This window comes from Ruegeria sp. CK2, from assembly GCF_056536585.1.
In genome coordinates, this window is the sequence record NZ_JBQFPW010000006.1 from 1 (window position 1) to 13,946 (window position 13,946).

Below are 13,946 nucleotides of genomic sequence, written 5' to 3' on the forward strand. Positions count from 1 at the left end.
CACTGTCTCTCCAGTGCGTCCAGCTGTCTCTCCAACCCGTCCGGCCGTCTCCCCGACCCGTCAGCGCCGCCTCAGCAGCGCCGGTGAAGGGCTATTTACGGATTAGGTCTGAGACCTGCAACCCCCATTTTGAAAAAACTTTACTTTTCCAGATGAAAGCTAACGAATATTAATGAAATCAATAATTTAGGTTAACAATTTGGCTAGGTTGAGCTTTTAAAGCCTTAACGAACATGGCCTCTCGGGTTTGAAATGCGGCAACCAATCCTGATTCACTGATTCATTGGCACCGCTTGCTGCAAAAGAGTACCGCCCGGAGTGATCCGGGAGGCTTCGAGTCATAGGTCTGAAAGGTCTCAGGCCAAATCAAACCGGTCGGCGTTCATCACCTTGTTCCAGGCAGAAACAAAGTCGCAGACGAATTTGCCTTCTGCATCACCCTGGCCATAAACCTCGGCCAAAGCGCGCAACTGGGAATTCGAGCCAAATACCAGATCCACGCGTGTGCCGGTCCATTTGACCTGACCGCTGGTACGATCACGGCCTTCATAGACACCAGCCTCGTCGGAAGGTTTCCATTCCGTATCCATATCCAGCAGGTTTCTGAAGAAGTCCGTGCTCAGCGTTCCTTCGCGATCTGTGAACACACCATGGCGAGAACCATCGAAGTTCGCCCCCAGAACCCGCAGACCACCAACAAGAACGGTCATCTCGGGCGCAGACAGTGTCAGCAATTGTGCCTTGTCTACCAGCAGCTCTTCCGGTGACACAGTGTAGTCTGTCTTCTGATAGTTGCGGAAGCCATCAGCGGCGGGCTCTAGCACGGCGACTGAGTCCACATCCGTTTGGTCTTGCGATGCGTCGGTCCGACCTGGAGTGAACGGAACTTCAACGTCCTGGCCCCCGGCTTTGGCCGCCTGTTCGAGTGCAGCTGCGCCTGCCAGAACAATCAGGTCGGCCAGTGAGACCTTCTTGTTGCCCGATTGCGCGTCGTTAAAGGCTTTTTGCACGCCTTCCAGCGTGCCTAAGACTTTGGACAGCTTCAACGGCTCATTCACAGCCCAGTCTTTTTGCGGGGCAAGACGGATCCGGGCACCGTTGGCACCGCCGCGCATGTCCGAGCCGCGGAAGGTCGACGCCGAAGCCCAAGCTGTGGAAACCAAATCCGAGACTGACAGACCGGTCGCCAGAATCTCCTCTTTCAGCGCGGCAATATCCGCATCATCGATCAGGTCATGGTCCACAGCCGGGACGTTATCCTGCCACAACAGCTCTTCGCTGGGTGCTTCAGATCCCAAGTAACGTGAGCGAGGGCCCATATCCCGATGCGTCAGCTTGAACCACGCGCGGGCAAAAGCTTCGGCCAGTTGGTCGGGGTTCTCATGGAACCGTTTCGAGATCGGGCCATAGATCGGATCCAAGCGCATCGCCATGTCAGCGGTGGTCATCATGGTCTTGACCTTTTTCGAAGGATCATGTGCCGCCGGGGCCATGTCTTCTTCCTTAACGCCAACAGGCTCCCATATCCACGCACCCGAGGGGCTTTTGGTCAGGTTCCACTCATAGCCGAAAAGAAGGTCGAAATAGCCATTGTCCCACTTAATTGGGTTAGCAGTCCATGCGCCTTCGATGCCGCTGGTAGTGGTGTCATCACCTTTGCCGCTGCCGAACTTGTTGATCCAGCCAAGGCCCATCTCTTCGATGCCGGCGGCTTCGGGCTCTGCTCCGACCAGATCAGGATCGCCTGCACCATGCGCTTTGCCAAAGGTGTGCCCACCAGCGACCAAAGCGACGGTTTCTTCGTCATTCATCGCCATCCGCGCGAATGTATCGCGGATATCGCGTCCCGAGGCCAAGACATCCGGCTCTCCGTCCGGGCCTTCTGGGTTCACATAGATCAGACCCATTTGAACCGCTGCCAGCGGGTTTTCCAAATCGCGTTCACCGGAATATCGGCTGTTTGGGTTATCAGTTGGGGCCAGCCATTCGGTTTCAGTACCCCAATAGATGTCTTCTTCGGGTTGCCAGATGTCCGCACGACCACCTGCGAAACCAAATGTTTTACCACCCATCGATTCAATGGCGCAGTTACCGGCGAGAATCATCAGGTCGGCCCAGGAAATCTTGTTGCCGTATTTCTGTTTGATCGGCCAAAGCAACCTACGCGCCTTGTCCAGGTTACCGTTGTCTGGCCAGCTGTTCAGGGGCGCAAACCGTTGGTTCCCGGTCGAACCACCACCACGGCCATCCGCGGTGCGATAGGTGCCAGCGCTGTGCCAAGCCATGCGGATAAACAGACCGCCATAATGGCCATAGTCTGCGGGCCACCAATCCTGCGAATCTGTCATCAGCGCGTATAGATCTTCTTTCAGCGCCTTGAGGTCCAGCTTTTTGAACTCTTCCGCATAATCGAACTGTTCACCCATTGGGTTCGAAGCAGGCGCGTGCTGATGCAGTATCGAAAGCTTCAGCTGGTTTGGCCACCAATCCCGGTTTGACCGGGTGCCGGCGCCATGCATCACAGGGCATCCGCCCGTGTTGGGGTTATCACTTCCGTCCATATCGATCTCCAGTCCTGGCTAAGTTCGGCTGCTTTGCGCGGTCAAATCTGTAATGAACAAGATCACAGGAAGATGTCGCCGCTGCCGAATTTCAGATCTGGGCCAATGAACCCAGGATTTGACGTTTCGGACGTCAACGACTCTGCTGTCTTGCTTCCTGGCAGTTATAGCAGTTCCAAGCCATGCGAATAAGTTTTGTTTTTGGATCAAATTCATAATTTTTAGTTATTAATTTCAGGCGCAACTCTGCGGCTCTTGATTGGCGTCTATTTTGGTAACCTTGGGTCATAAGTCCGGCTCGGTGATTGCAATTTTGCTCCATTCCTTCACGTTCAATTCAGTTGAATCGTGACGTGGAGTATTTGAGCGATAACCCCGGCGCATCACCAACGCGATCAGAGAGTTCAAACACGGATCCGATCAGGCAGGAGCATCAGGATGAAATTCGATTACGTGATCGTCGGAGGCGGGTCGGCAGGCTGCGTTCTTGCCAATCGTCTCAGCGAAGACCCGGACAAAACCGTCTGTCTTCTTGAGGCCGGTGGTGGTGGCGATAGCATCTTGATCCGAATGCCCTCGGCCGTTGTTGCAGCTCTGCCCGGGCGGCCCAAGATCAACAACTGGGCTTTTGAGACGGTGCCGCAACCCGGGCTGAACGGCCGCAAGGGGTATCAGCCTCGGGGCAAGACCTTGGGCGGATCGAGCGCGATCAACGCGATGCTTTATATACGCGGGCAGCAACAGGACTATGACGGGTGGGCCGATCTGGGGTGCGAGGGCTGGGATTGGGACAGTGTGCTTCCCTATTTCAAGCGATCGGAAAACAATGAACATGGCGCAGATGACCTGCATGGCGACGGTGGCCCCCTGCAGGTGTCTGACCAGAAAGAGCCGCGCCCGATAACGCAAGCGTTCATCGAAGCCGCCGAGCAGTTGCAGCACCGGCGCAGAGAAGATTTCAACCGAGGCGACAACGAAGGGGTGGGGCTGTATCAGGTTACCCAGTTCCATGACCCAACAAAGAATGGCGAACGGTGTTCAGCGGCGGCGGCCTATGTCTTTCCCATCATCGATCGGCCAAACCTGACGGTAATCACCCACGCCCATGCCAAAGAGCTGACCTTTGACGGCAATCGCGCGACCGGCGTTGTTTATAAAAGGAAAGGCAAGGGCCACGACATCACGGTCGACGCCAGTCGCGAGGTCCTGATCTGCGCTGGTGCGTTGATGTCACCACAATTACTGCAACTGTCTGGTATCGGAGCGCCTGACGATCTTACGCAGCATGAGATAGCCGTTCGCCACAACCTGCCCGGCGTTGGAAAGAACCTGCAGGACCATCTGGATTTCATCCTCGCCTATAGAACCAAAGACACCGATACGTTCGGCATTGGCCCGGTTGGCGCGGCGCGGTTTATGGGCCACCTGTGGCGATGGCGAAAGACAGGGGTGTCGCTGGCGGCCACGCCCTATGCCGAAGGGGCTGCGTTTCTGAGGACTTCGCCTGAACTTGATCGACCCGACATTCAGTTGCACTTCACAATCGCTGTCGTTGATGATCACGCGCGCAAGCTGCATTACGGTTATGGGTACAGCTGCCACGTCTGCAAGCTACGCCCCGACAGCCGAGGCACAGTTGGCTTGCAAAGCGCTGATCCATTTGCCCCACCCGCCATTGATCCCGGTTACCTGTCAGACAAGCGCGATTTGGACACTCTGATCAAAGGCGCCAAGTTGATGCGCGATATTCTGGAAGCCCCCGCGTTGGCCAAATACCGGCACAAAGAGATGTTCGGGACCGACAGAATCGAAACAGATACCGATTGGGAGAGCCACATACGCGCTCGCGCCGACACGATCTATCACCCTGTGGGCACCTGCAAAATGGGCGTAGATGATATGGCCGTGGTTGATCCCCAGCTAAGGGTACGCGGCATACAAGGCTTGCGGGTGATCGATGCCTCGATCATGCCAACTCTGATCTCGGGCAACACCAACGCGCCCACGATTATGATCGCCGAAAAAGCCGCCGATCTGATCAAAGCAGCGGCTCAGTGAGACTTACATTCTTACGACCCCGCCATCAGGGACTCTAACCCGACCCTGTAATTGGGATAAAGAAGCTGAACACCCAGCTCGTCCTTGATCAGATCGTTGCGGACACGTTTATTTTCGTTGTAGAAGCTGCGCGCCATGGGGGTTAGGTCTGCCTCATCATATGGCACCGCTGGGGGCAGCGGCAGGCCCTGCAATTCGGCGGCGTACCCGATCACGTCTTGTGGTGGCACGGGCTCATCATCGCAAACATTGTAGATGGAACCGGGATTCGGGGCCATCATCGACGCGGCCAGGACCTGTGCAATGTCAGCCACATGAATCCGCGAAAACACCTGTCCCGGTTTGATGATGCGCCGTAGCCCACCGCGTTTCAGTTTGGAGAACGGACCGCGACCCGGACCATAGATGCCGGCAAGCCGAAAGATATGCACCGGCAAGCCAGGAATGCCTGACCATTGCTCTTCGGCCAACATACGCCACTGGCCGCGCTGGGCCGTTGGCGTGGGCGGAGTGGTCTCATCGACCCAATCGCCTTGATGATCCCCATAGACGGCAGTGGTCGACAGGTACCCAACCCATTTGAGCTGCCCGGCCCGCTTGGCGATCTCGTCGCCCAGCGCGGCGAGAACCGGATCTCCATCTTCGTTTGGCGCCGTCGAGATCAACAAATGTGTCACCCCGTCCAGATGCGGCTGCTCTCCGGGCCAAATCAACGGTTCGGCCCCGGAGGTGCGGATGGCCGTTGCGCCTTCGATATCCCGAGTGGTCCCAAATATGCGCCACCCTTGCGGCGCCAGCGTACGAGACAAGGCCTGAGCGGAATAGCCATGTCCAAATGAGAAAAGCGTGTTTGTCATGCCTCCTTTGATGATCCGCCATGGAATGGGATGCAAGCGCCGCATGGACGCACTTGATTCGAATCCTCCTATGCGCCTTGATTGACGCATGAGCGACAAAACACCCAACCTGCATGCGGCCTATGCCCTCAAATCACCCGAGGACAACAAGCGCCTCTATGATGAATGGGCTGGGGATTATGATGCCGGTTTTGCAGCGCGCGAAGACTATCAGCTGCACATTCACACGGCCCGCGCTTTTGTCGCTGCCGGGGGGCAAGGCCCGGTTCTGGATGTCGGTGCAGGTACTGGCTTGTGCGGCGTCGTTCTGGCCGGGTTGGATGTCGGACCGATTGATGCGACAGATATCAGTTCGGATATGCTGGACGTGGCAATGCGCAAAGACATCTACCGTGATACCATCGAGGCGGATCTGAACCTCGGTATCCCTGTCCCACGCGCGAGTTACTCTGGCGTCGTCTCGTCCGGCACGTTCACGCATGGCCATCTGGGGCCGGACGTGTTGCCAGCCCTGTTGCGCGTTGCACGCCCCGGCGCGCAGTTTGCCTTGTCGGTCAATGCCCACCATTTCGAAACACAGGGTTTTGCAGACGCCTTGAGCACGCTTGCGCAAGACCGGATTCGAAACCTGACCCTTCCGAAAACCCGTATCTATGGCGACCTAGCCGCCGGTGCCAACAAAGATGACACCGCCTTTATTGCCCTTTTTGAGCGGATTTAGCGGCCCTTCCAGACCGGATCGCGCTTTTCGGCAAAGGCTTTAGCGCCTTCCAGATTGTCCTCGGACCCGTACAACACATCAACGGTAGCCAACTGGCGTCGCGTGATACGATTCATGATGTCTTGGAACTTCGCATCCTCAGCTTCGCGCACGATTTCCTTGATGGCCGCATAGACCAACGGCGGGCCGCTTGCCAACAAGCGCGCCAATTCCCACGCTCTGTCCATCAGCTGATCCGCGGGCACGATTTCATTTGCGAGGCCCCAACGATGAGCTTCGTCCGCGTCGAACCAGCGCCCGGTTAGCAGCAACTCCATCGCGATGTGGTACGGAACGCGTTTAGGCATTTTCACGCTGGCAGCATCAGCTACCGTACCGGACCTGATCTCGGGCAGGGCAAAGGTGGCGTGATCAGCTGCGATAATCATATCGGCGCTCAGCGCCAGTTCTAACCCGCCCCCGCAGGCGATCCCGTTCACGGCTGCAATCACCGGTTTGTTCATATGGCGCAATTCCTGCAATCCGCCAAAACCGCCCACGCCATAGTCACCATCCACCGCATCCCCGTCTGCAGCGGCTTTCAGATCCCAGCCCGGGCAAAAGAACTTTTCTCCGGCACCGGTCAGGATTGCCACACGCAAGTCCGGATCATCGCGAAAATCGCGGAAAACCTCGCCCATGGCGCGGCTGGTGAGCAGATCAATCGCGTTGGCTTTTGGCCGATCCAGAGTCACTTCCAAAATGGCACCATCACGGCGGGTTTTGATCGGGGTCATGAGCTTGCCTTTCGGATCAGCGCATCCACTGCAACCGCCCCATTGGCGGTGCAGATCAGCGGGTTGATTTCAACTTCTTCGACTGTTGCCGCATTGGCAATCACATAGTTCTGCACAGCATCGACAGCGTCCAGTATCGCGTCCTTATCGGCTGCCGGTTTGCCCCGATACCCGGCAAGCAAGGGGGTGCAGGCCAAGCGGTTCATCGCTTCCTGAACAGCCCCGCGTGATGACGGGATCAGCAAAGACACGGTATCGCGTAGTATTTCGGTGAGAATGCCGCCGGCCCCAAGGGTCAGAACAAACCCATGCGCCGGATCGCGGGTGACACCCACCAAAAGCTCGGCAACGGCACCATCGGCCATTTCTTCGATCAGCACCTCGTCTGTCCCGTTCGCGTATGCTGCTTCGAGCAGATCGGATGCCGGCACGCCAAGTCGCACCGCGTTGTGTTCTGATTTATGCGCCAGGCCCACGCCTTTGACCGCAAAGGGACCGCTCAGGTCCAACCCGGCCTGATCCGCGTCTGCAACTTTAACAACAACGCTGCGCGGCACTGGCAAGCCAAACGCGGCCAATGACGCTTTGGCTTCTGCTTCCGTCAACACCTGATCGGCTGAAGCCTCTGATGGCAGCAGCACCGGTTCCGATGGGGTGGGCAACGGTCGCGCAGCAGCCTCGATGGCGGCCAGCGCTTCGTGAAGCCCGGCAAAGGGCACAACGCCGCCGTCCAACAAACGCTGTGCAATCGCTTCCGGCATCAACTCGGGCAAAGTTGCGGTCATGGCGAAGGGTCGTCCCGTTCGTTCGACACAGTTCAGTACAGCCTGCGTTGCGCATTCCCAATCTGTTGGGTCCGTGTGAGGGTAGTCGACAATTGTCATGGTCAGGGCCTTGTCCGGCCCCGTCAGGCTTGACCATGCCCGGGTCATCGCATCCGTGTCGCGCCAGATATAGGTGTGGTAGTCCAACGGATTTGCCAATGCCACCATAGGGCCGAGGGCTGCGCGTAACGCGGTGCGTTGGTCTTCTGTCAAAGGTGGGAAATGCAGGTCACGTCCTTCGGCCATATCCGCAGACAGGCTCGCCTCGCCACCCGAACAGCTGATCATACCCAAACCATTTCCATCCAGGCGTCCGGTGACATGCAACAGCTTCAGACATTCCAGAAAGCTGGGGATGTCGTCCAATCGCGCGATCCCCAACCGATCCAAAAACGCCTGCGCTCCGGCGTCGCCACCCGCCAGTGAAGCCGTATGTGAAATTGTCGCGGCCTGCGCGTGATCCGAGCGGCCCATTTTCAGGGCAATGACCGGAACGCCCCGCGCGTGCGCCTTTTGGGCCAAGGCTTCCCATATCCGAAGATCACCAAAGCCTTCGATGTGAACGCCTATTGCGGTGATCCGGTCATCGTCCAACAGAGCCGAGGCAATCTCGGCCTGGTGTGTCTGCGCCTGGTTTCCGCAGGTCAGCATAAACGCCAGTGGCAACGCCCGGCGCTGCATTGTCATGTTGATAGCGATGTTCGAGCTTTGGGTCAGGATTGCAACGCCACGTTCGACTGGTTTCATGCCGTGCTGATCCGGCCAAACGGCAGTCCGGCTCAGGCCATTGATGAACCCGTAACAATTGGGACCAAGGATGGGCATATCCCCAGCGGCCGCGATCAATTGCGCCTGAAGATCAGCAGCTTGATCATCCTCGGCGCGTGCCTCAGTAAACCCCGAGGCAAAACAAACAGCCCCACCTGCACCCGCGGCGGACAGGGCCGACACTGCGGAAACGCTTGCATGCCGGTTTATTCCGACAAACGCCACGTCCGCGGCCCGAGGCAGATCTTCGATGCTTGCAAACGCCCGAATACCCCCGACCTGTTCGGCCTTGGGGTGAACCGGCCAGATATCTCCGTCAAACCCGAACTTTTGGGCCTGGGAAATCACTTCGGCACACCAGGCGCCGCCGCCAATGACGGCCAACGAGGATGGATTCAGAATGCGCCTCAACGCCATCAGGCACCCAGCGCCCGCAGTAAATCGCGGCTGATGATGTGGCGTTGAATCTCGCTGGTCCCGTCCCAGATCCGCTCGACCCGCGCATCGCGCCAAAAGCGCTCCAGCGGATAATCATCCATAAGTCCCATGCCACCGTGAACCTGAATGGCCGCATCTGTCACACGCGCAAGCATCTCTGAGGCATAAAGCTTGGCCGAAGCAATCTCACGATTTGCCGACAGCCCTTTGTCCAAGCGATCAGCCGCTGCCAGCGTCAGCAAGTCTGCGGCATCGATTTCGGTGATCATGTCGGCGATCTGGAAAGATACGCCCTGAAACTTGCCGATCTTCTGGCCGAACTGCTCGCGCGTTGCGGCATAGTCCAGCGCGTAGTCAAATGCGCGCCGGGCCCGACCAACCGACATGGCCGCGACGGTAATACGCGTGGCATACAACCATGTGTTCATCACATCGAAGCCGCCATCGACTTCGCCCAGAACCTGCGAATCCGGCAAGCGACAATCGTCGAAATCCAGCACCATGTTCTTATAGCCACGGTGGCTTACCGACTTGTACCCGTCGCGGATTGTGAAACCGGGCGTGCCACGGTCCACCAGAAACGCTGTGATCCGCTTTTTCGGGCCTTTGGGTGTCTGATCTTCGCCTGTCGCAATGAAGACAATGATGAAATCCGCGTGTTCAGCCCCCGAGATGAAATGCTTGGTCCCGTTGACCACCCAATCACCGCCAGCTCGCACCGCCGCGCATTTCATGCCGCGCACATCGGATCCCGCGCCGGGCTCGGTCATGGCCAACGCGTCCATCTTTTCCCCGCGCACCGCGGGCGTTAGATACCGCTCAACCTGATCACCTTCGCAAGCCATCAGAATGTTTTGAGGGCGCCCAAAGAAATGGTTCAACGCCATCGAGCCGCGCCCCAATTCCCGCTCGACCAGCGCGAATTCCAGATGGTTCAGCCCGGCACAACCAACGCTTTCGGGAAAATTGCAGGCGTAAAAGCCCAGCTCGATAGTCTTGCGCTTGATCTCATCCGCGATGTCTTGCGGCACTTCGCCAGTGCGTTCGACCAGTTCCTCATGCGGGTATATCTCGTTTTCGACAAAACTTCGAACGGTCGAAGCGATCATCTCCTGTTCGTCGGACAAGCCATATTGCATCTGAATTCTCCACATCTGGGCGTGCCCATATCGTGACTGGGATTGAACTGAGCAGCATGCTGAAATAGACATTCATCATGCAGAAATGGATAAAATCTCGCTCTGCACCGCAGCAAATCGGTGTGCTTCTGTTCGACGGGTTTTCGAACCATTGTCTCGCCAACACGGTCGAGCCATTGCGCGCTGCCAACATGCTGTCAGCGCGTCGTCTGTATGATTGGAAGTTTCTGTCGTTGTCTGCTGGGCCTGTGAGCTCATCCTCGGGTTTGCAAGTCGCTCCGCATGGAACGCTTCAAACGTCCGACGGTAACATGTTGATGGTGATGCCATCATATGGCTTCCACATGCACGGCGGATGGCAAACCCTAGCTGGGCTGAGAGCGGCAGCCGACCGTTTCGATATACTCGTTGGGTTGGACACCGGAAGCTGGTTGCTTGCGCTTGCAGGTCTGCTGGACGGGCGCCGCGCAACTATTCACTGGGAGGAACTTACAGGGTTCACCGAACGTTTCCCAGAAGTGGATGCCGTCCGTGAGCGATACGTTGTCGACCGCGACCGCATCACCTGTTCCGGCGCGATGGCAGCGTTTGATCTGGTCCTTCATCTTATTGGGCAGGATCAGGGACAGGCGTTGGCGCTTGAAGTGGAACAGTTGTTCATGATCCGTGGTTCCGCTCGGTCCCACGCAGGCGGCGCGGGTGCGACCAGCGGCTATGTCAACAAAGCGCTGGCATTGATGCAGGAACATCTGGAAGCGCCTTTGCCTATATCCGAAATTGCAAACCGGGTCGGTCGGTCGCAAAAAGCCCTTTCCGTGCGAATGCAGGCAGAGCTGGGCGCTGGCCCGGCCCAGGTTTACCGGCGTCTCAGGCTGAATCTGGCCCGCAAACTGGTGGCCGAAACCGACCTGACTGTCGGCGAGGTTGCCCTGCGCGCCGGGTATGACGACCCCAGCGCTTTGACCCGTGCGTTCAAAACAGAATTCGGGGTTACTCCACGCACATTGCGGGCACGCTAGGTATACATCTGCTTTTTGTAGGCCCGCGTGCGGGTTGTCGCCTCGGCCGAGCCATCGTGATAGGTGCCGAACCACTTATCGAACGGGATTTCGGACGTGCCGTAATTGCACTCGAAATACCGATGATGAAGCTGGTGAAAGAAATCCCCTGCGCGCGCCGCATCCATATTCCCAGCCCTCAGCTTTTCGAACCCGGAATGGGATAGAATCGGGCTGACCTGCTGGAAGTAGGCATGAAACAGCAGATGCAGCGGATGCGACGGCACGATCAGGTGGATGAAGTATGTTGTGAAATACAGGAAATTCTCGAACCAATGGTTCGAAATCCCTGACCACGGGCCGATATTGACGTTGCGGTGATGCACGGCGTGGACATGTTTGTAGAGTTTCGGGTGATGCTCCAGCCGGTGCACCCAATAGAAATGCAGCCCAGACCACATGGGGATGAACAACATCCAGACCACAAACCAGACCGGAGCGCTGGCCCAGGTGATGGTTGGGACATAACCGTTGGCCATCGCCCAGTAGATCACCCACTGATAGACGGTTGCCACCGTCATGGCGCTGCCGAGCGTCCACCAGATATTGTCCAGCACCTGATTGCGGAACGTGAAAGTGCCATTGTCGCGGGTCAGATCTCGGCGGTCGAACTTTTTGTACATGCCCTGGCCTTTGCGCATGTACAGCCACCAATGCAGGCCACCTGCAACAAGAATTTGGGGCGCCATATTCAGCAACCAAATGCGAAACATCCAGCCCGGCTTAAAGCTCCGCATCGACTCTAATTCAGGGAAAAAGAACATATAGGCCGCCAAGGCCAGCACCATGCACAACGTCAAGGCCGTGATCTGCAGCCATGCGCCGCTGTACCACTTCAGCACAGCCGCAGGGCGTGGCGGCCAAGTGAACAGAGGGTTCAAGTTCACTGGTTCTTCGGGGCGGTAATTCCAGCGGGCGGCTTCGGGGTCCTGAGCGGTGTCGGTCATGGCAGTCACTCTGTGGCTGTGGTCAGGTTGCGTAATCCGATCCTTCGGTATCCAGCATCGCCTTGATCTCACGCAGATGCGCCTGGGCCTGGTCTGGATACTCGTCCAGTTCTTGCGCGGTTTTCTCGGCAATCTCATCCGACAGCACGCGCAGCGGCTGGCCGGTCTGAAGCGCACGGATGTAGGTTTCGGCGGCACGTTCAAAATAATAGAGTCTATTAAAGGCATCTGCGGAGTCACTGCCAATAATCAGAACGCCATGGTTGCCCATGATCATCACCTTTTTCTTCGGGTCGGACAGCATCAAGGCACAGCGTTCACCTTCGCTTTCAAAGGCCAGCCCGCCGAATTCTTCGTCAACAACGTAGCGATCGTAGAAGGTCGCGGTGTTCTGATCGATTGGTGGCAAGGTGCTGTCCGCCAGCGAGGCCAAAACAGTTGCGAAGATCGAATGCACATGCATGACACAGCGCGCATGAGGACAATGGCGGTGGATCGATCCATGCAATCCCCAGGCCGTTGGATCCGGCGCGCCTGGTTGAGCCATGACCTCCGAATCTTTGGCATCCAGCAGCAATAGGTCCGAGGCCCGGATGCGGGCGAAGTGCATCTGATTGGGGTTCATCAAGAACTGCGTACCGTCGTCATTCACCGCAAGGCTGAAATGGTTGGCCACGCCCTCATGCATGTTCAGACGTTCTGTCCAGCGAAAGGCGGCTGCCAAATCCACACGCTCGGACCAATGGTCGATATTGGGACGAAGGCTCGCGACACGCATGGCAGGGCTCCTTTGGCAACTGGCGTTCCTGAAACCGTGCCTCTGGTCAACAGATTTGACCAACGAAAAAATCACAACTATCCCATTAGCTGAACTTATGCCGAGGTTATAACGATGCAGAAACCGCTTCCGCCCCTAGGTTGGCTACGTACGTTTGAAGCCGCCGCGCGCAACCTGTCTTTCACCGGCGCAGCCCGAGATCTGAACATGACGCAGAGCGCTGTCAGCCAGCAGATCAAGTCCCTGGAAGGCCATCTTGGGCAACCCTTGTTCTTACGGCGACCCAAAGCACTTGAGCTGACAGAGGCGGGTATCACCTATCTGCCTGTGGTGCGCGAGGCGTTCCGGACACTGGTGCGGGGAACACAAGCCATCACTGGCGCGCAACAGGATGCGGTTCAGGTGCAGTGTAACATAAGCTTCGCAGTAAACTGGTTGGCCCCACGCCTGCCTGCCTTTCGAACCGAATATCCGGACGTGCGGCTCAATATCTTTACCGAGCTATGGGAGCCGCGCGAAATGGCCGACGGTGCGGCAGTCGAAATCCGGTTCTCTCTGCGGCCAGCCGATACGGTGCGAACAGAGTTGCTGCGCACCGAGCACTATTACCCGGTCTGTGCGCCTGGCTTTGAGGTTTCATTTGACAGCTTGCAGCAGCAACCCCTGTTCGACTGTTCAAACCTGTTGTCGAATTGGCCTAGTTGGGCCGAAGAACAGGGCCTTAAATGGGAAAATCCGCCGATAACCTACGCGACAACCTATCTGGTTTGCCTATCGGTCGCCATGGCCGGAGGTGGCCTTTGCCTTGCCCATGATGCCATCGCGCGCCACCTTATTGATCAGGGTTTGTTGGTCGCCCCGTTTGAACATCGCGCACCGATGCCTGAGGCATATTATCTGCTCTTGTCCCCTCAGGCAGAAGAAACACCCGGTGCGGTTGCCTTTGCAGATTGGGTACGACGCGAGATCGAATTGGACCGGGTTGCCTGATCAAGGCAAGGTGGTCTCCCGCCCATTGTCG

The 13,946-nt window shown here is 57.3% G+C and carries 11 protein-coding genes; 4 read left to right on the plus strand and 7 right to left on the minus strand.

The annotated features are described in order from the left end of the window. Nucleotides 1–356: 356 nt before the first annotated feature. Complete coding sequence (katG, locus tag ACR0BU_RS10900) at nt 357–2,561, minus strand: catalase/peroxidase HPI (RefSeq protein WP_480737565.1); 2,205 nt, start codon at nt 2,559–2,561, stop codon at nt 357–359. A 438-nt stretch (nt 2,562–2,999) separates the two neighbouring features. On the opposite strand from katG, the gene ACR0BU_RS10905 reads away from it, so the two are divergent. Further along, complete coding sequence (locus tag ACR0BU_RS10905; protein WP_480737564.1) at nt 3,000–4,619, plus strand: GMC family oxidoreductase; 1,620 nt, start codon at nt 3,000–3,002, stop codon at nt 4,617–4,619. A gap of 11 nt (nt 4,620–4,630) precedes the next feature. Here the strand turns inward: ACR0BU_RS10905 and ACR0BU_RS10910 are convergent, their stop codons facing one another. Further along, a complete protein-coding gene (locus ACR0BU_RS10910; protein WP_480737562.1) occupies nt 4,631–5,476 on the minus strand; it encodes an SDR family oxidoreductase in 846 nt (281 codons plus the stop codon). 88 nt (nt 5,477–5,564) lie between these two features. On the opposite strand from ACR0BU_RS10910, the gene ACR0BU_RS10915 reads away from it, so the two are divergent. Then, on the plus strand, nt 5,565–6,197 hold the full coding sequence (locus ACR0BU_RS10915; protein WP_480737561.1) for a class I SAM-dependent DNA methyltransferase: 633 nt from the start codon (nt 5,565–5,567) through the stop codon (nt 6,195–6,197). On the opposite strand, the gene ACR0BU_RS10920 is transcribed toward ACR0BU_RS10915, so the two are convergent. Genes ACR0BU_RS10920 through ACR0BU_RS10930 form a run of 3 tightly spaced genes read right to left on the minus strand, consistent with a single transcriptional unit; the run spans nt 6,194 to nt 10,142 of the window. Then, nucleotides 6,194–6,973, minus strand: a complete 780-nt coding sequence (locus ACR0BU_RS10920; protein WP_480737559.1) for a carnitinyl-CoA dehydratase — start codon at nt 6,971–6,973, stop codon at nt 6,194–6,196. The two genes, ACR0BU_RS10915 and ACR0BU_RS10920, sit on opposite strands and share 4 nt — an antisense overlap. Next, entirely contained in the window at nt 6,970–8,982 is a 2,013-nt protein-coding gene (locus tag ACR0BU_RS10925) for an acetate--CoA ligase family protein (protein WP_480737557.1), read from the minus strand. The genes ACR0BU_RS10920 and ACR0BU_RS10925 overlap by 4 nt, the downstream gene beginning before the upstream one ends. Continuing rightward, nucleotides 8,982–10,142, minus strand: coding sequence for an acyl-CoA dehydrogenase family protein (locus tag ACR0BU_RS10930; RefSeq protein WP_480737555.1), 1,161 nt, complete (start codon nt 10,140–10,142; stop codon nt 8,982–8,984). Before ACR0BU_RS10930 ends, ACR0BU_RS10925 begins: the two co-directional genes overlap by 1 nt. A 77-nt stretch (nt 10,143–10,219) precedes the next feature. On the opposite strand from ACR0BU_RS10930, the gene ACR0BU_RS10935 reads away from it, so the two are divergent. Then, a complete protein-coding gene (locus ACR0BU_RS10935) occupies nt 10,220–11,161 on the plus strand; it encodes a GlxA family transcriptional regulator (RefSeq protein WP_480737554.1) in 942 nt (313 codons plus the stop codon). Here ACR0BU_RS10935 and ACR0BU_RS10940 read toward each other — a convergent pair. Both ACR0BU_RS10940 and ACR0BU_RS10945 read right to left on the minus strand, forming a co-directional pair. Next, a complete protein-coding gene (locus ACR0BU_RS10940) occupies nt 11,158–12,147 on the minus strand; it encodes a sterol desaturase family protein (protein ID WP_480737553.1) in 990 nt (329 codons plus the stop codon). The genes ACR0BU_RS10935 and ACR0BU_RS10940 overlap by 4 nt on opposite strands. Before the next feature lie 22 nt (nt 12,148–12,169). Then, the gene (locus ACR0BU_RS10945) at nt 12,170–12,925 is read right to left on the minus strand and encodes a class II aldolase and adducin N-terminal domain-containing protein (RefSeq protein ID WP_480737552.1); all 756 of its coding nucleotides are present in this window, start codon (nt 12,923–12,925) and stop codon (nt 12,170–12,172) included. Between the two features lie 114 nt (nt 12,926–13,039). Here ACR0BU_RS10945 and ACR0BU_RS10950 point away from each other — a divergent pair, with 114 nt between their 5' ends. Then, nucleotides 13,040–13,915, plus strand: coding sequence for a LysR family transcriptional regulator (locus tag ACR0BU_RS10950; protein ID WP_480737551.1), 876 nt, complete (start codon nt 13,040–13,042; stop codon nt 13,913–13,915). Nucleotides 13,916–13,946 lie beyond the last annotated feature (31 nt).